The sequence below is a fragment of the Alsobacter sp. SYSU BS001988 genome (genome assembly GCF_054796215.1).
This window is the reverse complement of sequence record NZ_JBTAMK010000008.1, coordinates 134,845-152,910: the sequence shown is the minus strand read 5'-3', so window position 1 is coordinate 152,910 and position 18,066 is coordinate 134,845. Positions and strand designations below refer to the sequence as shown.

The window sequence follows — 18,066 nt, the reverse complement described above, 5'->3', positions numbered from 1 at the left end:
CGGCGCTTCAGAGAACACCAACGGAGGCGGCCATGACTGAAACAGCCGTGAACGTCGCCACCCGGGCCGCGCTGACCGACGACCGCGAGGGCATGACCTATCTGGAGACCACCCAACGCAAGCTGGTCACGGTCTACCTGCCGCTCCTCCTGATCATGATCGTGCTGATCTTTCCGTTCTACTGGATGGTCCTGACGGCCATCAAGCCGGACGAACAGCTCATCGACATGGAGAAGTACAACCCCTTCTTCGTCGTGTCCCCGACCCTCAAGCACATCAACAAGCTGCTGTTCGAGAGCAACTACCCCCTCTGGCTCTGGAACACGATGTATGTGTCGGTGCTGGCGACGTTCCTGTCGCTGATCGCCAGCGTCATGGCGGCCTACGCCATCGTGCGCATCCGCTACCGCTACGCCCAGTGGGTCGGCGCGGCGATCTTCCTGGCCTATCTGGTGCCGCCCTCGATCCTGTTCATCCCGCTGGCCACCATCATCCAGGCCTATGGCCTGTTCGACAGCCCGATGGCGCTCGTGCTGTGCTATCCGACGATCCTCATCCCGTTCTCCACCTGGCTGCTGATGGGCTACTTCAAGACCATCCCGTACGAGCTGGAGGAGTGCGCCCTGATCGACGGCGCGTCGCGCTGGCAGATCCTCACCAAGATCATCCTGCCGCTGGCGGTGCCCGGCCTGATTTCGGCCGGGATCTTCTCGCTGACCCTGTGCTGGAACGAGTTCATCTACGCCCTCACCTTCCTGTCCTCGACCACGAACAAGACCGTGCCGGTGGCGATCGTGAGCGAATTCGTGGACGGCGACATCTACCGGTGGGGCTCGCTGATGGCCGGCGCGCTGGTGGGGTCCCTGCCGCTGGTGATCCTCTATTCGTTCTTCGTCGAGCACTATGTCTCGGCCATGACCGGCGCCGTGAAGGAGTGATCCCATGATCGTGGGTTTCGTCGGCCTTGGCGCCATGGGGCTGCCCATGGCGCAGAACCTCGTGCGCCGGCAGTTCCGGGTGCGCGGCTTCGACATGCGGGCCGAGGCCCTGCAGGCGCTCGAGAAGGCGGGCGGGGCCGCGGCCGCCTCCGCCCGGGAGGCGGCGGACGGCGCCGACGCGCTCGTCTTGATGGTGGTCAACGCCGCGCAGGCCGAGAGCGTGCTGTTCGAGGCCGGCGCGCTGGACGCGCTGGCCCCGCAGGCCGTCGTGATCCTGATGGCGACCTGCCCTCCCGCCGCCGCGAGCGCGATCGCCGCGCGGGTGGCCGCCACGGGCCGGCGCTTCGTCGACGCCCCGGTGTCGGGCGGCGTCGTGGGCGCTGCGGCCGGAACCCTCACCATCATGGCCGCCGCCCCGCAGGACGTCTTCGACGCGACGAGGCCGGTGCTGGAGGCGCTGGGCGACAAGATCTTCCATGTCGGCCTGGAGCCCGGCCAGGGCGCGACGGTCAAGACCGTCAACCAGCTCATGTGCGGCGTCCACATCGCGGTGGCGGCCGAGGCCATGGCGCTGGCCGAGAAGGCCGGCATCGACGGCGCGATCGTGCTGGAGATCCTGGGCGGCTCGGCCGCCTCCAGCTGGATGCTGAAGGATCGCGGCCCGCGGATGCTGGAGGACGAGCCGCGCGTCACCAGCGCGGTCGACATCTTCGTCAAGGATCTCGGCATCGTGCTGGACGCCGGCCGGGCCTCCAAGACCCCGACCCCTCTGGCCGCCCTCGCCCACCAGCTCTTCGTCTCCGCCTCGGCGCAGGGCCTGGGCCTCAAGGACGACAGCCAGGTGGTCTCGGTCTACCGCGCTTTGGCGGGATCGAAGCCCGCTTAGCCCGTATCCCGGGGCGTCTCCCGCCTTGAGCCGAACCTTTCGGCGCTTCGTTTGTTGTCAGCCGCCATCAAGCGGCGCATCAAACCGGGAGAAACCCCATGACCATCCGCAACACCCTTCGCATCGCCGCCCTCTCGGCCGGGCTCGCGGCTGGCCTCGGCGCCGCGGCCACGCCCGCCAGCGCACAGGCTCAGGGCGGCGGCGTGAAGGTCGGAACCCTGCGCTGCAACGTCTCGGGCAGCCTCGGGCTGATCATCACGTCGAGCAAGACCATGTCGTGCCGCTTCACGCCGAGCCGCCGCGGCGCTCCCGAGACCTATCTGGGCACCATCCGCCGCTTCGGCCTCGACATCGGCGCCACCAATCGCGGCGTGCTGGTCTGGACCGTCTTCGCGCCCACCAACGCCTGGCAGCGCGGCGCCCTGGCCGGCGGCTATGCGGGCGGATCCGCCGAAGCGACCGCCGGAGCGGGCCTGAGCGCCAACGTCCTGGTCGGCGGCAACAACAACACGATCGGCCTCCAGCCGATCTCGGTCGGCGCCCAGACGGGCCTGAACCTGGCGCTGGGCGTCTCGGCGCTGGAGCTCACCCCGGCGCGCTGAATCGGCCTGAAAACGACAGCTTTCGCCATGGAGGCTTCCGATCCGATTGGATCGGGTCGGAAAACCCTCTAGCATCCCGCCGCCACGGCCGCCCAGACGGCCTGACGGAGGAGACCCATGGCGCCTTTGTTCCGCACCCGGCTGTTCGCGGCCATCCTGATCGCCGCCGCCGGGGCGCTCGCCTTCGCGACGCCGTCCCGCGCGCAGGAGAAGGCGTCCGTCGGCGTGCTGCGCTTCGTCTCGTCGGGCGGCCTCTTCCTGGCCGTCGAGAAGGGGTACTTCAAGGCCGAGGGCCTCGACATCGAGCTCAAATTCTTCGAGGCCGCCCAACCCATCGCGCTCGCGGTCGTGTCGGGCGACGTCGATTTCGGGGTCACGGCCTTTACGGGCGGCTTCTTCAACCTCGCCGGCAAGGGCGCGCTGAAGATCATCGCCGCCCAGGCCAAGGAGGCGAAGGGCTACGAGGGCAACCTCGTGCTGGCGTCCAAGGGCGCCGCCGAGAAGGGCTTCACCGACATCTCCCAGTTCGCCGGCAAGACGCTCGGGATCTCGCAGGTGGGCTCGTCCTTCCACTACCAGATCGGACAGTTGGCCCGCATCAAGGGCTTCGATCTCGCCAAGGTGGACATGAAGCCCCTGCAGTCGCTGCCCAACATGATGGCGGCGCTGAAATCGAGCCAGGTCGACGGCGTGATCATCGCCCCGCACCTCGGCAAGGCGCTGATCGCGTCCGGCGACGCCAAGCTCCTGGGCCGCTACTCGGATTTCGACGAGTACCAGTTCGGCGGCCTCTTCGCCGGATCGAAGACCGTGGCCAACAAGCGCTCGCTCGTGGAGAAGTTCGTGCGCGCCTACCAGAAGGGCGCCGCGGACTATTACGCCGCCTTCCTGCAGAAGGACGCGTCGGGCGCCGTCATCGCCGGCCCGGGCGCCGAGGAGGCCGCCGCCCTCATCGCCAAGTCCGTCTATCCGGGCGAGCCCGCCGAGACCGCCGTCCCCAAGGTCAGGGCCTCCGCCTTCTATGTCGATCCCCAGGCCCGCCTCGACGTGGCGGACCTGCTGCGGCAGGTCGAGTGGTACAAGCAGCAGGGCCTCGTCGACGGAGGCGTGGACGCCAAGGCGATGCTGGACCTGAGCTTCGTGCAGGGGCATCTCAATGCGAATTAGTCCTCCGGCCGCGCAGCACTTCTAACGACCCTCATCTTTCGAGACGCCATGCGAAGTTCGCATGGCTCCTCAGGATGAGGGGCGTTAGAGGTGACAGCCCGGCTGGTTCAGAACGCGTTCATCCACTCATGAAGCTCACTGCGTCCAACATCTCGCACCGCTACGGTCCGCTCCCGGTGCTCGAGGGCGTGTCGCTGGGCGTCGGGGAAGGCGAGGTGGTGGCCGTTGTGGGGCCGTCCGGCTGCGGCAAGTCCACGCTGCTGCGCATCCTGGGCGGGCTGGAGCGGCCCGACGCTGGCGCGATCGCGACGCAAGGCGCAGCCCCGACGCAGTCGCTGAACCCGATCACCTATGTGTTCCAGGATTTCGCGCTGCTGCCGTGGCGCACCGTGGCCGGCAATGTGCGGCTGCCTCTGGAGGAGCACGCCCTGGCGGAAGCCGAGCGCGACGCCATCGTGGCGGATGCGCTGGGGCGGACCGGGCTGGCGGACTTCGCGGCCGCCTGGCCGCGGCAGCTTTCGGGCGGCATGCGGCAGCGCGTCGGCATCGCGCGGGCGCTGGCGGTGCGGCCCGCGATCCTGCTCATGGACGAGCCGCTCTCGGCCCTGGACGGGCAGACGCGGGAGCTGCTGATGGACGACCTGATCGGCCTGCACGAGACCGGCGACCTCTCCACCGTCTACGTGACCCACAATCTGGACGAAGCCGTGCGGCTGGCCGACCGCATCGTGGTGCTGTCGAGCCGGCCCGGACGGGTGCGGGCCGAGGTGACGCTCGACCGGCCGCGCCGCGACCGGACGGCGGGCGATCCCGCGCTCGTCGCGCAGGCGCGCCAGCTGTGGGAGCTGATTCGCGCCGACGCCGCCGCGGCGGACCGGGAGCTCGCGCCATGACGGACCTCGTCGAGACCCCCTCGCGGCCGGTCGCGTTCCGGGGCGACCTCTTCCTGCCGCGGACGCGGCGGGCGGCGGGCGCGGCGGCCCTGGTGGCGCTGGTCGCCCTCTGGCAGCTCGCCTCCAGCCTGGGCTGGCTCGATCCCGTCCTGGCGCCGAGCCCGCGCGAGGTGTTCGCCTCGCTGGCTGCGCTGGCGCGGTCGGGCGAGCTGGCCGGCCACCTGGCCGCCTCGCTGGGCCGGCTCTTCGGCGGATTCGCGATCGGGGCCACGGCGGGCGTCGGCTTCGGGCTGGCGGTGGGGCTGTTCTCGGCCGTGCGCTCGCCCGGCGTGGCGGTGGTGTCGGCGCTGTTCCCGATCCCAAAGATCGCGCTCCTGCCGCTGTTCATCCTGTGGTTCGGGATCGGGGAAGGCTCCAAGCTCGCCACCATCGCGTTCGGGTCCTTCTTCCCCACCGTGGTGGCGACCTACGGGGCGGTGGACGGCGTCGACCGCTCGCTGGTTCGCATGGGCCGCTCCTTCGGGCTGTCGTCCTGGTCCATCGTGCGCAAGATCGTGCTGCCCGGGGCGTTGCCCGGCATCCTCTCGGGCCTGCGCATCGCCTCCTCGATCTCCATCGTGCTGCTGGTCGCGGCCGAGATGATCGGCGCCAACCGAGGCATCGGCGCCATGGTGCTGGCCGCCGGCAACCTGATGCAATCCGACCGGCTGCTCGGCGGCGTGGTGGTGCTGTCCCTGCTCGGCCTCGCGATCGCGGGGCTGCTGGGCTGGGTGGAGAGGAGGCTGACCGCCTGGCGGTGAGGCGGGGCGATCAGCAGCTGCCTCACCCGTTCCTGAGTGAGATCGATCCGTCCGCTCCCATACTGAATACCGCCACGACGAGCGCGCCCGTCGGGCTGGACCCCTTGGCGACGGATAGGGAGTTGGTTCCCCAGGTGGGCGTGAAGAAGTAACGGTTGTTTTGCGGATCTCTCGCACTCAGGGCTGGCTTGCTGTTTTGCGCGAACTGGCTGTTCGAGGTCACCGGCCGCCAGGATCCCTGCTTCGTATCCAGCCAGTAGAGCTTCCATCCGGGTCCGAGCTTATTGACCGCCTTGATCATGTTCGTCTTCGCGGCTGCATTCTCGATTGCGGCTGCAAAGGACGTCGATGTCTGCTGCGAAGTTGGCGCCGCAGCGCGCGGCGGGACGCCTGAAACGTTCGAAGACATGAGCTTCTCCAATTACTTACGTAGTCCAACTGGACGATGGCTTGATGCATCAGCCACCTGCCTCTCCGCAAATTCAAAGTTAACTTATGCTTAAATATAAAGCCGAGCTTGCGCCGGCGCAGACGCAGACACGACAACCATCCTGACCTGCATTTCGCTTGCATCCGCCCTCCGGCGGGCGGAGCATCGGCGCGTTCAACAGGCCACGTCAGGAGACAGTTGGCCGGCTCTCACGGCCAACCCGCCTCCCGTTTAAGGGAGATCAGGCCATGTCGGGATCGGAGAACAACGCCGGAAGATCAGGTGCGGGCCCTCGGTGCGTCGCCATCGTGGGGCCTTTCCAGAGCGGCAAGACAACGCTGCTCGAAGCCATCCTCGAACGCACAGGCGCGGTGGCGCGCGCCGGCAAGGTAACGGACGGCTCGGCCGTCGGCGACAGCGGCGCCGAGGCGCGCGCCCATGCGCACGGAGTGGAGCCCAACATCGCGAGCGTGGGCTTCCTGGGCGAGCGCATGACCTTCATCGATTGCCCGGGCTCCATCGAGTTCCTGCACGAAATGCGCGCCGTGACGCCGGCCTGCGACGCCGCCATCGTGGTGTGCGAGCAGGACGAGCGGAAGCTGCCCGCCCTGCAGGTGATCCTGCGAGACCTCGAGGAAGCCGGGATTCCCCGCTTCCTGTTCATCAACAAGATCGACGCCGCGACCCGGCGCGTGCACGAGACGCTGTCTCTGCTTCAGCCGGCCTCCCGCACCCCTCTCCTGCTCCGCCAGATCCCGATCTGGAAGAACGGCATCGCGGTCGGCTTCATCGACCTCGCCCTCGAGCGCGCCTTCGTCTACCGCGAGCACGCCGCCAGCGAGGTGGTGGAGATCCCGGCCGAGGAGGTCGGAGCGGAGCGCGAGGCCCGCTACTCGATGCTCGAGCGGCTCGCCGACTATGACGACGCGCTCATGGAAGAGCTCATCGAGGAGATCGAACCGCCGCGCGACCAGGTTTTCGACGACCTGCGCAAGGAGCTGCGCGAGGGCCACGCGACGCCGGTGCTGTTCGGCTCGGCCGACCGGGGCAACGGCGTGACCCGCCTGCTGAAGGCGATCCGCCACGAGGCGCCCGGCGTCGCCGCCGTGAGGGCGCGGCTCGGCGTCGCCGAGGACGGGCCGCCCCTGGCGCATGTGATGAAGACGATCCACACCGCCCATGGCGGCAAGCTCTCGGTGTCCCGCGTGCTGCGCGGCAGGATCAAGGAGGGCGACGTCGTCATCGGCTCGCACGGCGCCGAGGCCAGGGTCGCCGGGGTGCAGCGCCTGACGGGCGCTTCCATGGGCCGCGAGGCGGAAGCCGAGACCGGCGACGTCCTCGCCTTCGCCCGCCTGGACGGCATCGGAACGGGCGACAGCTTCGGCGTCGGCAAGACGCCTCCCCGGGCGGTGGCCTCCGTCGCCCCGCCGGAGCCGGTCTACACGATCGCGATCGCGACCCGCGACCGCAAGGACGACGTGCGCCTCAACGCGGCCTTGGCCAAGCTCACCGAGGAGGATCCCGCCCTCATCGTGAAGCACACCCAGGAGGCCGGCGAGCTGCGCATGAGCGGACAGGGCGAGGTGCACCTGAAGGTCGCGCTCGAGCGGCTCGCGAACCGCTACGGCGTGACGGTGGACCGCCGCGAGCCCGTCATCGGCTATCGCGAGACCATCCGGAGCAAGGCCACGGTGCGCGGCCGCCACAAGAAGCAGACCGGCGGCCACGGCCAGTTCGGGGACGTCGTGATCGAGGTCGAGCCCCTGCCGCGCGGCGCGGGCTTCGAGTTCGTGGACCGCATCACGGGCGGCGTGGTGCCGCGGCAATACATCCCCTCGGTGGAGCATGGCGTGCGGGAGGCGCTCGACTCCGGCGGCCTCGGCTTTCCGGTCGTCGACCTGCGCGTCACCCTGACGGACGGGTCGTTTCACACGGTGGATTCGTCCGACATGGCGTTCCGGGCCGCCGCCCGGCTGGCCATGGCGGACGCGCTGCCCAAGTGCAATCCGGTGCTGCTGGAGCCGATCCACGCCGTCGAGATCGCGATCCCCACGGAGGCCATGTCGAAGGCCACCGCCATCGTGACCGGGCGGCGAGGGCAGATCCTGGGCTACGACTCGCGGCCGGGCTGGGAAGGCTGGGACATCCTGAAAGCCCAGCTGCCCGAGTCCGAGATGGGCGACCTCATCATCGAGCTGCGGTCGGCGACGTCCGGCGTGGGCGCCTTCACGACCAGCCTCGACCATCTGGCGGAACTCTCCGGCAAGCCCGCCGAAGCCGTCGTCAAGCGGGGCGGAGTCGCGGCGCGCCACGCCTAGCAGAAGGAGCCGACGGGGCGGCGGCCCAGGCCGCCCCGCTCAGCGCCGCAGATCGGCCAGCACGTCGGCCAGCCGCACGCTGGGCCGGGCTTCGCCCGATAGCTCCACGTCATGTTCGATGTGGCGCAGGTGATCGGCCATCACGGCGGCGGCCGCCTCGCCGTCCCGGCGCGCCAACGCCTCGACCACCTCGGCGTGGTCATGCGACCCGCAGGAGGACTCGCGGGTCGTCCCGAACAGGGCGATCACGAGCGCCGACCGCGAGATCAGCTCGCGCAGGAACGTGACCAGGACTTTCTGTCCCGAGATCGAGCCGACCAGGAGGTGAAACTCTCCCGACAGGCCGATCGCGGCGGACCGGTCCCCGCGCCGCAATGCGTCCCGCTCGGCGTCCAGGTGCGACCGCAGCCGGTCCAGGTCCGCCTCGTCGCAGCGCGCGGCCGCCTCGCGCACGAGCGCGTCCTCGACGACCCGCCGCGCGTGGAAGACCTGCCGCGCCTCCTCCACCGTGGGGGACGACACGAAGGCTCCCCGGTTGGGCGCCAGGGTGACGACCCTGTCCTGCGCCAGCATGCGCAGCGCGGCGCGCACGATCGTGCGGCTGACCCCGAACGCGGCGCCGAGCTCGTCCTCGGGCAGCTTGGCGCCCGGCGGCAGGCGCTGCCCCACGATCGCGGCTTCGATGCTGCGGACGATGGCGGATGCGCGATCGCCCGCTGCGGCGGCGTCCTTGCGCTCCCTCGGCGCGTCCGTCTGGAACGAGATGTCCACGCCAGCCCCCGGCGATTCTGATCAAATGATCATGCCACGAGAGCCATGGATCACGGCGCCTGTTTCGTATACGATCCTGCTACAATTTCGTATCCAATGCTTCTCATTTAGGCGCCCGCCTCGCCCCGCCGCCGGCCTGGATCCGGAAAGGACCCGCCGGAGACGGCCCAACCGCCCGCCCGCTCGCGAATTTTTGGGGCCGGGACCCGCTTGGCACGCCCCTTGTAACGCTGGATGCGCTGCACAGGAGCAAACGCGTGAAGGGCTCGACCCTCGAACTCGTCAAGGTCACGAAGCGGTATGGTCAAGCCACAGCCGTGGACGCCATCGACCTGAGGGTCGAGGCCGGCGCCTATTGCTGTCTGCTCGGGCCCTCCGGCTGCGGCAAGTCCTCCACTCTGCGGATGATCGCCGGCCACGAGGCCGTGACCGTCGGCGACATCCTGCTCGGCCCCGCGAACGTCACCGACCTGCCGCCCGCCCGGCGCGGCACCGCGATGATGTTCCAGAGCTACGCCCTGTTCCCGCATCTGAGCTGCGTCGACAATGTCGCCTTCTCGCTGAAGATGCGCGGCGTCGAGAAAGCCGTCCGGCGCGCCCGCGCCATGGAGACGCTCGAACTCGTCGCCATGACGCCCTACGCCGACCGGCTTCCGGCGCAGCTCTCGGGGGGCCAGCAGCAGCGCGTCGCCCTCGCCCGCGCGCTGATCACCGAGCCGCAGATCCTGCTGCTGGACGAGCCGCTCTCGGCCCTCGATCCCTTCCTGCGCATCAAGATGCGCGCCGAGCTGAAGCGCCTGCAGAAGGAGCTGGGCATCACCTTCGTGCATGTCACGCACGGCCAGGACGAAGCCATGGCGCTGGCCGACGTGGTCGTGGTGATGAACCAGGGCCGGATCGAACAGGCGGGCGCGCCGCGCGAGGTCTTCAACGCGCCCAGGACGGAGTTCGTCGCCCGCTTCATGGGCGGCCACAACATCATCGCCGCGCCCGACGGGCTCATCGCGGTCCGCGCCGACAGGCTCTCGCTGAAGCCGGCCGCGGGGGCCGCCGGCCCATCCGCCGGGCTCGGCGTCGAGGCCGTCGTCCGCGACGTCGAGTACCAGGGCTCCTACGTCCAGGTCGGACTGGAGACCGGCGAGGCGCGCGAACTCGCCGCACAGATCAGCGAAGCCGCTTTCGACGCGGCGCCGCTGTCGCCGGGGGACCGCGTCGCGGTCACCTGGACGGCCGCCGACGTTCACAGGATTTCACCCGTGGCCTGAAGGGCCACCGTTTACTGGAGGAGTGGGGCATGACGGATTACATGAAGGACGAGGCTGCCGCCCTGTCCCGCCGCACGGTGCTGAAGGGCGCCGGAGCTGCGGCCGGCGCCGCTGCCGGCGCGGGCGCGATCACCGGATTCCCGGCGGTCTGGTCGCAGGAGAAGAAGGTGCTGCGTTATCTCGGCACCGCCGTGAACCAGTCCGACGACATCAACAAGCAGCTGCTCAAGGACACCGGCATCACGCTGGAATACATCTCGGCGACCACCGACGACGTCACCAAGCGCGTCGTGACCCAGCCGAACTCCTTCGACGTCCTCGACACCGAGTATTTCAGCCTGAAGAAGCTCGTGCCGTCGGGCAACATTCTCGGCATGGACGCCAAGAAGATCAAAGAATTCAGCAATATCACGCCCGTCTTCACCAAGGGCGAGCTGCCCAACGGCAAGAAGATCGGCGACCAGGGCACCGCGCCCAAGAAGGTGATGTTCGTGGAAGGCGCGAACTCCACCAAGTTCGCCAAGGGCGTGACCGAATGGGTGACGCTGATCCCGACCGTCTACAACGCCGACACGCTCGGCATCCGCCCGGACCTGATCAAGCGCCCGATCGAGAGCTGGAAGGAGCTGCTCAACCCCGAGTTCAAGGGCAAGGCCTCCATCCTCAACATCCCGTCGATCGGCATCATGGACGCCGCGATGGTGGTGGAGGCGTCAGGCCTCTACAAGTACCCCGACAAGGGGAACATGACGAAGAAGGAGATCGACCTCACCATGAAGGTGCTGACGGAGGCCAAGAAGGCCGGCCAGTTCCGCGCCTTCTGGAAGGACTTCAACGAGTCGGTCAACCTCATGGCCTCGGGCGAGACCGTCATCCAGTCGATGTGGTCGCCGGCCGTCACGGCGGTGCGCTCGAAGGGCATTCCCTGCGTGTTCCAGCCGCTCAAGGAAGGCTACCGCTCCTGGGCCTCGGGCTTCTGCCTGTCGAAGAGCGTCACCGGCAAGAAGGCCGAGTGGGCCTACGAGTTCGTCAACTGGTTCCTGTCGGGCTGGGCCGGCGCCTATCTCAACCGCCAGGGCTACTACTCGGCCGTGCTCTCCACCGCGAAGGCCAACATGACGGCCGACGAGTGGGGCTACTGGATGGAAGGCAAGGCGGCCCAGAACGACATCAAGGCCCCGGACGGCTCGCTGCTCGAAAAGGCCGGCGCCAAGCGCGACGGCGGCTCCTATGACGACCGCATGGGCAATGTCGCCTGCTGGAACGCCGTCATGGACGAGAACGACTACATGGTCCGCAAGTGGAACGAGTTCATCGCCGCTTGACGGGCGGTCTGGACTGAATGCGCCCCCTCTCCCCGGCGACGGGGAGGGGGCTGGGGTGAGGGCGTCCGAGCGCCGCGACGACCCCTCATCCGGCGCTGCGCGCCACCTTCTCCCCGTTCCGGGGCGAAGGATTTCACCGGAGCCCGCCCGCCCCATGGCGAAACAGGATCAGTCCTTCGCTCTCCCCGCCTGGGCGCAGGCCGCGCCGTTCGGGCTCGTCTTCGCGCTGTTCTTCGTGATCCCGCTCGCCTTCGTGGTGATGGTGAGCTTCTGGGACTACAACGACTACGCCATCATCCCGTCCTTCACGGCCCGCAGCTACGTGGAGACCTTCGAGGGCTGCTGGGACGAGCTGCCGGGGCTCTGCACGATCCTGAAGACCTACCTGTCGACCGTGAAGTTCTGCTTCCTGGTCTGGCTGCTGACCCTCCTGATCGGCTTCACGATCGCCTATTTCCTGGCCTTCCACGTCCAGTCCGTCACCGTCCAGATGACGCTGGCGGTGATCTGCACCATCCCGTTCTGGACCTCCAACGTCATCCGGATGATCTCTTGGATCCCGCTGCTCGGCCGCAACGGGCTCGTCAACCAGACCCTGATGAGCATGGGGGTGATCCGGCAGCCGCTGGAGTGGCTGCTCTACTCGGATTTCGCCGTGGTGCTCGCCTTCGTGCACCTGTTCACCTTCTTCATGGTGATCCCGATCTTCAACAGCATGGCGCGCATCGACAAACGCCTGCTCGAGGCGGCCTATGACGCCGGCGCCACCGGCTGGCAGACGCTGTGGAACGTCGTGATTCCGCTGGCCAAGCCCGGCATCGTCATCGGCTCGATCTTCGTCATCACCATCGTGATGGGCGACTTCGTCACCGTGGGCGTCATGGGCGGCCAGCAGATCGCCTCCGCCGGCAAGATCATCGAGACGCGCCTCAACGCGCTGCAGTTCCCCCCGGCCGCCGCCAATGCGGTGATCCTGCTGGCGATCACGCTCCTGATCATCACGGCCCTGAACCGCTTCGTCGACATCCGCAAGGAACTCTGAGATGCGTGAAGGCAGGCCGGCGTCGTTCTACTGGCTGGCGGCGTTCTTCGCCGCCTTCGTGCTGTTCCTCTACGGGCCGATGATCGCCATCGTGGTGCTGAGCTTCCAGGGTCCGTCGGGCGGCCTCACCTTCCCGCTGAACGGCCTCTCGCTGCACTGGTTCGAGCGCCTATGGAGCGGCGGCGGCATCGTCGACATCAAGTCGGCCTTCCTGCGGTCGCTGCAGCTCGGCCTCGTCGTGATGGCGCTCACCGTCGTGCTCTCGGTGCTGGCGGGGCTGGCCTTCCGCAAGAGGTTCGTGGGCCAGAACCTGCTCTTCTACGTCACCGTCGCCAGCCTGATCGTGCCCTCCATCGTGACCTCGCTCGGCATCGCCCTGCAGTTCCGCCTGTTCGACGACGCCGTGAAGGCGGTCGCGCCGCCCTGGCTGGCGGAAGGCTACGGCACCATGATGGGGCTCTTCACCTCGGCCCTGGGCGCCCACCTCACCTGGACGCTGCCCTTCGGCCTGCTGATCATGTTCGCGATCTTCAACCGCTTCGACTCGCGCTACGAGGAGGCCGCGCGCGACCTCGGCGCCACGCCCTGGCAGACCTTCCGCTTCGTCATCCTGCCCATCATCCTGCCCTCGCTGGTCGGCGTGGGGCTGTTCGGGTTCACGCTGTCCTGGGACGAGATCGCCCGCTCCTCGCAGTCCGTCGGCGAGAAGAACACGCTGCCCCTGGAGCTTCAGGCCTTGACCACCACCGTGACGACCCCCGAGATCTACGCGCTCGGGACCGTCACCACCGGCGTGTCGTTCCTGGTCATCGGCGTGGCGCTCGCATCCATCCTGGCGCTGCGCGCCCGCCAGGCCCGGCAGGGCTCCGACGCCGGCAAGGGAATGGTCTGAACCCGATGCGGATCGCCGTCGTCAACCCCAACACCACGGCCAGCATGACGGCCAAGATCGGCGCGGCCGCCCGCGCCGTCGCCGCCGCCGGGACCGAGATCCTGGCCGCCCAGCCGGAGACCGGGCCCGCCTCGATCGAGGGCTACTGGGACGAGGCCTATTCGGTCCCCGGCCTGCTGGTGGAGATCGCCCGGGCCGAGAAGGCCGGCGCCGACGCCCATGTGATCGCCTGCTTCGACGACACCGGCCTGGAGGCCGCCCGCTGCGCCGCCAAGGGCCCCGTGATCGGCATCGGCGAGGCCGCCTTCCACCTGGCGAGCCTGCTGGCGCATCGCTTTTCCGTGGTGACGACGCTCTCGCGCTCGATCCCGGCCATCGAGAACAACCTGCTGCGCTACGGGCTCGACCGCCGCTGCGCGCGGGTGCGGGCCTGCGAGATCCCGGTGCTCGGGCTGGAGGACCCCGCCTCCGACGCCTCGGCCCGGATCGGCGAGGAGATCGAGCGCGCCAAGGCGCAGGACCACGCCGAGGCCATCGTGCTCGGCTGCGCCGGCATGGCGGATCTGGCGGCCCGGCTCTCCGAGCGGCACGGGCTTCCCGTCGTGGACGGGGTGGCGGCGGCCGTGAAGCTGGCCGAGAGCCTCGTCGCGCTGGGCCTTCGCACGTCCAAGATCGGGGGCTATGCTCCGCCCTTGCCCAAGGCTTTCGCAGGCGGCGCGCCCGAGGGAGCGCCGGGACGCTAGGTCCTGCCGCATGACCGAGTTCACCATCCGCCCCATGACGCATGACGACCTCGCGCTGGCGCTCGACTGGGCGGCCGCGGAGGGGTGGAACCCGGGCCTCGCCGACGCGGCCGTGTTCCTGGCGACGGACCCTGGCGGTTTCCTGATGGCCTTCGTCGACGGAGAACCGGCCGCCGCGATCTCGGTCGTGCGCTATGGCGAGAGCCTGGGCTTCCTGGGCCTCTACATCGCGGCGCCAGCCTTCCGGGGCCGCGGGATCGCCCGGGCCTTGTGGGACGCCGGCATGGAGACCCTGTCCGGCCGGGTGGTGGGGCTGGACGGCGTGCCGGCGCAGCAGCCCAACTACCGCAAGAGCGGCTTCGAACTCGCCTGGCGCAATGTGCGCTACGAGGGGCTGTCGCGCTGCGACATGCCGCTCGATCCGCGCCTCGCGCGCATCGGGCAGGGCCTCATGCCGTCGATCCTGGCCTATGACCGCGCCTGCTTCGGCGCGCCCCGGGAGGCGTTCCTCGCCGGCTGGCTTCGCGGCGGCGGGCGCACCGGATACGCCCTCGTCGATTCCGGCGAGACGCTGGGCTACGGCGTCATCCGCCCCTGTCGCGAGGGGCACAAGATCGGCCCGCTCTTCGCCGACGACGCCCATGTGGCGGACCTGATCTTCCGGGCGCTGGCGTCCGCCGTGAAGGGCCAGACCGTCGTGCTGGACCCGCCCGAGCCGAACGCCGAGGCGCTCGACCTCGCCGAGCGCCACGACCTCTCCCCGTCCTTCGAGACCGCCCGGATGTATCGCGGCCCCGCGCCCGACCTGCCGGTCGGGCGCATCTTCGGGATCACCACCTTCGAGCTGGGCTAGCCGCCAAGCTCGCCGCTCAGCACGGAGCCGAACAGGTTCCATTTCTCGCCGTCGAACGACATCATCTGCATCTGCTCGATCGGGAAGAAATCGGTCGGGCTCGTGGTCATCGTGATGCCGGGGATCAGCACGTTCAGCGGCACGTTCTTCATGTTGGCGGCCTGCCGCATGACGTTGTCGCGCGTCAGGTCGTCGCCGGCCTGCTTCAGCACCTGGACGAGAGTCTGGGCGGAGGCGTAGCCGTAGACCGTGAAGCTCGAGGTGCGATCGCCGTCCGGGAAATACTTGTCCATGAAGGCGGACCACTCCTTCATGCCGGCGTCGTCCTTCCAGGCCGGGTCGGTGGCGTCCTTCAGATAGGCGGTCGAGAGGACGCCCTTGGCGTTCTCGAAGCCGGCCGGCTTCATCACCGAGCCCACCGAATTCGACACGTTGTTGACGATGTGCATGGGCTTCCAGCCGAGCTCGCCCACCTTGCGGATGGCCTGCGCGGCGAATTTCGGCGTCGCCACATTGACCAGGATGTCGGCTCCGGACGCCTGCAGCTTGACGATCTGCGAGTCGACGGTCGGCTCGGAGACCTCGTAGCCCGCCTCGGCGACGATCATTGACGCCTTGGCGCCGAGCCCGTCCTTGAGGCCCTTGAGCAGGTCCTTGCCATAGTCGTCGTTCTGGAAGAGCACGGCGATCTTGCCGGCCGGCTTGGTGTCCAGGACGTATTTGGCGTAGATGCGCCCTTCCGACTGGTAGTTCGGCTGCCAGCCCATGGTGTAGGGCGAGGTCTTGGGGTTGTCGCCGAAGCGCGTCGCCCCGGTGGCGACGAAGAGCTGCGGCGTCTTCTTGGCGTTCATGTATTTCTGGATGGCGGCGTTGGAGGCCGTGCCGAGCGGCTGGAAGATGAGCAGGACCTCGTCGCTCTCCACCAGCTTGCGCGCCTGCTCCACCGTCTTGGGCGGCGAATAGCCGTCGTCATAGGAGATGAAGGCGATCTTGCGCCCGTTGATCCCGCCCTCAGCGTTGATCTTTTCGAAATAGGCCTTCTGCGTCTTGGCGATCAGCGCATAGGCGGAAGCCGGCCCGCTATACGGCATGATATTGCCGATCTTGATCTCGGAGTCGGTCGCGCCGACGTCGTACTTCTTCTGAGCCCAGGCGGGCGCGGCGAACAGGATCGCGGCGCCGAGCGCGGCGAGGCCGATGCGTGCTGGTGTCATGGTGGCGTCCTCCAAGGTCAGGCCTTGCCGTTCGGCCCTGTTCTGATGAATCGATGCTTGAAACGCTGGTAGAGGCCGGCCGCCCCGCTGGGCGCGAGCGTGATGATCAGGATCAGCAGCACGCCATAGACGGCGCCGGACAGTCCCTTCGAGAGATGCTCCGCGACGTTCGGGATGAACATCACGAAGGCCGCCCCGATGAGCGCGCCCGGCAACCAGCCGACGCCGCCCACCACGAGGCCGACGAAGAGCGAGACGGAGAGCGGGAAGGTGAAGCTGTCCGGCGCCACGAATTGCACCACGATGGCCCCGAGCGCGCCGGCGACGCCCGTGTAGAGAGCGCTGAGCCCGAAGGCGAGCGACTTGAACAACGCCGTGTCGACGCCCATCGAGCGGGCCGCGATGGGGTTGTCGCGGATCGCCATGAGGGCGCGCCCGCTGCGGCTGGCCACGATGTTGCGCGCCGCCGCATACAGCGCCGCCCCGGCCGCGAGCGTGAAATAGAACAGCCACTGGTCCTGGCTCAGCGGCAGCCCGAAGGGCGCGTCCGGCTTGACGATGACGATGCCCTGGACGCCTCCGGTCCATCCCTCGAACGGCCCGAGCTTCAGGAATTGCGGCGTCGCGACGGCCAGCGCGAAGGTGGCGAGCGCCAGATAGACGCCTTCCAGCCGGAGCGCCGGCAGGCCGAACAGGAAGCCGGCGACGAAGCAGACGGCGCCCGCCGCCGGCAGGGTCCAGGCGTAGCCGACGCCGAAATGCTCCATCAGGATGGCGGAGGTGTAGGCCCCGATGGCGTAGAAGGCGCCGTGCCCCAGCGAGAATTGGCCGCTGACGCCGGTGAGCAGGTTCAGCCCCAGGATCGCGATGGCGTAGACCAGCACCATGGTGAGCTGGAAGACGAAGAAGTTCTTCAGGACGAGCGGCGCCAGCGCCAGGGCGGCGACCACCAGGAGCGTCATCGCCGCGCCCGCAGCCGGCCGGCGCGCGGCCGCCCCGCGGAGGGCTGCGCGGGCGTGCGGCAGTTCGGCGCCCTGTTCGATCGTCATCAGACCCTCTGGACGCTGAGCCGGCCGAAGAGGCCGTTCGGGCGCACGACGAGCACGCCGACGATGAGGAAGAGCGCGATCGGCAGCTTCAGCTCGCCGCCGATCACCGGGATGTAGGTGCCGGCCAGGTTCTCCACGACGCCGACCGCGAAGCCGCCCAGCACCGCCCCGCCCGGGCTGTTGAGCCCGCCCAGCACCGCTCCGGCGAAGCCGTACAGCAGAATGGAGAGCATCATGTTGGGCTCCAGGAACACCACCGGGGCGATCAGCATGCCGGCGATCGCCCCGATGGCGGCCGCCATGCCCCAGCCCAGCGCCACCATCCAGCCGACGCGCACGCCGACGAGCCGCGCCGATTCCGGATTGGCCGCCGCGGCCCGCATCGCCAGCCCCACGCGGGTGAACCGGAAGAAGCCGTACAGGAAGCCCAGGATGGCCAGCGTGGTGGCGATCATGCCCACCTGGTGCGAGCCGATGAGGCGAGACCCCATGAACGGCGCGGAGCCGAAGGGGCTCGGAAACGGCTTGACGGTGAAGTCCCAGATGAACCCGGCGAGGCTGTTCAGGATCGCGTAGAGCGCGATGAACACCACGACGTGGCTCAGCACCGGCGCGGTCTTGAGAGGCTTGAACACCACCCGCTCGATCGCGATCCCGCCCACGAAGGAGAGCGCCACCGTGGTGACGAAGGCCGCCCAGTAGGGCGCGCCCCACTGCATCAGCTGCCAGGCGATGAAGGTGGAGAACATCGCCATCTCGCCCTGGGCGAAGTTCAGGTGGTCGATGGCCTGGTAGATCATCACCACGGCCAGCGCCATGCAGGCGTAGATCGCGCCGCTCGCCAGCCCGGACAGGATCTGCTGCAGGAGGAGATCCAT

Annotated in this window: 18 protein-coding genes; 13 read left to right on the top strand and 5 right to left on the bottom strand. The window is 68.7% G+C overall.

From position 1 onward, the window contains the following. The first annotated feature begins 32 nt into the window (after nt 1–32). From ACYVO7_RS16285 to ACYVO7_RS16260, 6 genes are all read left to right on the top strand, one after another. Complete coding sequence (locus ACYVO7_RS16285; RefSeq protein WP_460450853.1) at nt 33–938, top strand: carbohydrate ABC transporter permease; 906 nt, start codon at nt 33–35, stop codon at nt 936–938. 4 nt (nt 939–942) lie between these two features. After that, nucleotides 943–1,824, top strand: a complete 882-nt coding sequence (locus ACYVO7_RS16280; protein ID WP_460450852.1) for an NAD(P)-dependent oxidoreductase — start codon at nt 943–945, stop codon at nt 1,822–1,824. Nucleotides 1,825–1,922: 98 nt separating this feature from the next. After that, nucleotides 1,923–2,426, top strand: a complete 504-nt coding sequence (locus ACYVO7_RS16275; protein ID WP_460450851.1) for a DUF992 domain-containing protein — start codon at nt 1,923–1,925, stop codon at nt 2,424–2,426. 117 nt (nt 2,427–2,543) lie between these two features. Then, complete coding sequence (locus ACYVO7_RS16270) at nt 2,544–3,593, top strand: ABC transporter substrate-binding protein (RefSeq protein WP_460450850.1); 1,050 nt, start codon at nt 2,544–2,546, stop codon at nt 3,591–3,593. 128 nt (nt 3,594–3,721) lie between these two features. Beyond that, nucleotides 3,722–4,486, top strand: coding sequence for an ABC transporter ATP-binding protein (locus ACYVO7_RS16265; protein WP_460450849.1), 765 nt, complete (start codon nt 3,722–3,724; stop codon nt 4,484–4,486). Continuing rightward, nucleotides 4,483–5,286, top strand: a complete 804-nt coding sequence (locus ACYVO7_RS16260; RefSeq protein ID WP_460450848.1) for an ABC transporter permease — start codon at nt 4,483–4,485, stop codon at nt 5,284–5,286. The genes ACYVO7_RS16265 and ACYVO7_RS16260 overlap by 4 nt, the downstream gene beginning before the upstream one ends. Before the next feature lie 22 nt (nt 5,287–5,308). On the opposite strand, the gene ACYVO7_RS16255 is transcribed toward ACYVO7_RS16260, so the two are convergent. Then, on the bottom strand, nt 5,309–5,695 hold the full coding sequence (locus tag ACYVO7_RS16255) for a hypothetical protein (RefSeq protein ID WP_460450847.1): 387 nt from the start codon (nt 5,693–5,695) through the stop codon (nt 5,309–5,311). Between the two features lie 269 nt (nt 5,696–5,964). On the opposite strand from ACYVO7_RS16255, the gene ACYVO7_RS16250 reads away from it, so the two are divergent. Then, on the top strand, nt 5,965–8,034 hold the full coding sequence (locus ACYVO7_RS16250; RefSeq protein ID WP_460450846.1) for an elongation factor G: 2,070 nt from the start codon (nt 5,965–5,967) through the stop codon (nt 8,032–8,034). Between the two features lie 39 nt (nt 8,035–8,073). Here ACYVO7_RS16250 and ACYVO7_RS16245 read toward each other — a convergent pair whose 3' ends face one another. Further along, nucleotides 8,074–8,805, bottom strand: a complete 732-nt coding sequence (locus ACYVO7_RS16245) for a GntR family transcriptional regulator (protein ID WP_460450845.1) — start codon at nt 8,803–8,805, stop codon at nt 8,074–8,076. A 257-nt stretch (nt 8,806–9,062) separates the two neighbouring features. Here ACYVO7_RS16245 and ACYVO7_RS16240 point away from each other — a divergent pair, with 257 nt between their 5' ends. From ACYVO7_RS16240 to ACYVO7_RS16215, 6 genes are all read left to right on the top strand, one after another. Then, the gene (locus ACYVO7_RS16240) at nt 9,063–10,070 is read left to right on the top strand and encodes an ABC transporter ATP-binding protein (RefSeq protein ID WP_460450844.1); all 1,008 of its coding nucleotides are present in this window, start codon (nt 9,063–9,065) and stop codon (nt 10,068–10,070) included. 29 nt (nt 10,071–10,099) lie between these two features. Continuing rightward, nucleotides 10,100–11,395, top strand: a complete 1,296-nt coding sequence (locus ACYVO7_RS16235) for an ABC transporter substrate-binding protein (protein WP_460450843.1) — start codon at nt 10,100–10,102, stop codon at nt 11,393–11,395. 154 nt (nt 11,396–11,549) lie between these two features. Then, on the top strand, nt 11,550–12,437 hold the full coding sequence (locus tag ACYVO7_RS16230) for an ABC transporter permease (protein WP_460450842.1): 888 nt from the start codon (nt 11,550–11,552) through the stop codon (nt 12,435–12,437). Nucleotide 12,438: 1 nt separating this feature from the next. Further along, nucleotides 12,439–13,329 carry an ABC transporter permease gene (locus tag ACYVO7_RS16225; protein ID WP_460450841.1) on the top strand — a complete coding sequence of 297 codons (891 nt, stop codon included), beginning with the start codon at nt 12,439–12,441 and terminating at the stop codon, nt 13,327–13,329. A 5-nt stretch (nt 13,330–13,334) separates the two neighbouring features. Then, entirely contained in the window at nt 13,335–14,072 is a 738-nt protein-coding gene (locus ACYVO7_RS16220; protein WP_460450840.1) for an aspartate/glutamate racemase family protein, read from the top strand. A 10-nt stretch (nt 14,073–14,082) separates the two neighbouring features. Next, nucleotides 14,083–14,925 carry a GNAT family N-acetyltransferase gene (locus ACYVO7_RS16215; RefSeq protein ID WP_460450839.1) on the top strand — a complete coding sequence of 281 codons (843 nt, stop codon included), beginning with the start codon at nt 14,083–14,085 and terminating at the stop codon, nt 14,923–14,925. Here ACYVO7_RS16215 and ACYVO7_RS16210 read toward each other — a convergent pair. The 3 genes from ACYVO7_RS16210 to ACYVO7_RS16200 form a co-directional block, all read right to left on the bottom strand. Further along, nucleotides 14,922–16,139, bottom strand: a complete 1,218-nt coding sequence (locus tag ACYVO7_RS16210; RefSeq protein WP_460450838.1) for an ABC transporter substrate-binding protein — start codon at nt 16,137–16,139, stop codon at nt 14,922–14,924. The genes ACYVO7_RS16215 and ACYVO7_RS16210 overlap by 4 nt on opposite strands. A gap of 17 nt (nt 16,140–16,156) precedes the next feature. Beyond that, complete coding sequence (locus ACYVO7_RS16205) at nt 16,157–17,101, bottom strand: branched-chain amino acid ABC transporter permease (protein ID WP_460450901.1); 945 nt, start codon at nt 17,099–17,101, stop codon at nt 16,157–16,159. 86 nt (nt 17,102–17,187) lie between these two features. Then, entirely contained in the window at nt 17,188–18,066 is an 879-nt protein-coding gene (locus ACYVO7_RS16200) for a branched-chain amino acid ABC transporter permease (RefSeq protein ID WP_460450837.1), read from the bottom strand.

What these genes read in the sequence shown, in the direction of transcription:
- ACYVO7_RS16285 (WP_460450853.1), top strand. Translation starts at nt 33, where the DNA reads ATGACTGAAACAGCCGTGAACGTCGCCACCCGGGCCGCGCTGACCGAC.
- ACYVO7_RS16280 (WP_460450852.1), top strand. Translation starts at nt 943, where the DNA reads ATGATCGTGGGTTTCGTCGGCCTTGGCGCCATGGGGCTGCCCATGGCG.
- ACYVO7_RS16275 (WP_460450851.1), top strand. Translation starts at nt 1,923, where the DNA reads ATGACCATCCGCAACACCCTTCGCATCGCCGCCCTCTCGGCCGGGCTC.
- ACYVO7_RS16270 (WP_460450850.1), top strand. Translation starts at nt 2,544, where the DNA reads ATGGCGCCTTTGTTCCGCACCCGGCTGTTCGCGGCCATCCTGATCGCC.
- ACYVO7_RS16265 (WP_460450849.1), top strand. Translation starts at nt 3,722, where the DNA reads ATGAAGCTCACTGCGTCCAACATCTCGCACCGCTACGGTCCGCTCCCG.
- ACYVO7_RS16260 (WP_460450848.1), top strand. Translation starts at nt 4,483, where the DNA reads ATGACGGACCTCGTCGAGACCCCCTCGCGGCCGGTCGCGTTCCGGGGC.
- ACYVO7_RS16255 (WP_460450847.1), bottom strand. Translation starts at nt 5,695, where the DNA reads ATGTCTTCGAACGTTTCAGGCGTCCCGCCGCGCGCTGCGGCGCCAACT.
- ACYVO7_RS16250 (WP_460450846.1), top strand. Translation starts at nt 5,965, where the DNA reads ATGTCGGGATCGGAGAACAACGCCGGAAGATCAGGTGCGGGCCCTCGG.
- ACYVO7_RS16235 (WP_460450843.1), top strand. Translation starts at nt 10,100, where the DNA reads ATGACGGATTACATGAAGGACGAGGCTGCCGCCCTGTCCCGCCGCACG.
- ACYVO7_RS16230 (WP_460450842.1), top strand. Translation starts at nt 11,550, where the DNA reads ATGGCGAAACAGGATCAGTCCTTCGCTCTCCCCGCCTGGGCGCAGGCC.
- ACYVO7_RS16225 (WP_460450841.1), top strand. Translation starts at nt 12,439, where the DNA reads ATGCGTGAAGGCAGGCCGGCGTCGTTCTACTGGCTGGCGGCGTTCTTC.
- ACYVO7_RS16220 (WP_460450840.1), top strand. Translation starts at nt 13,335, where the DNA reads ATGCGGATCGCCGTCGTCAACCCCAACACCACGGCCAGCATGACGGCC.
- ACYVO7_RS16215 (WP_460450839.1), top strand. Translation starts at nt 14,083, where the DNA reads ATGACCGAGTTCACCATCCGCCCCATGACGCATGACGACCTCGCGCTG.
- ACYVO7_RS16210 (WP_460450838.1), bottom strand. Translation starts at nt 16,139, where the DNA reads ATGACACCAGCACGCATCGGCCTCGCCGCGCTCGGCGCCGCGATCCTG.
- ACYVO7_RS16205 (WP_460450901.1), bottom strand. Translation starts at nt 17,101, where the DNA reads ATGACGCTCCTGGTGGTCGCCGCCCTGGCGCTGGCGCCGCTCGTCCTG.
- ACYVO7_RS16200 (WP_460450837.1), bottom strand. Translation starts at nt 18,066, where the DNA reads ATGGATCTCCTCCTGCAGCAGATCCTGTCCGGGCTGGCGAGCGGCGCG.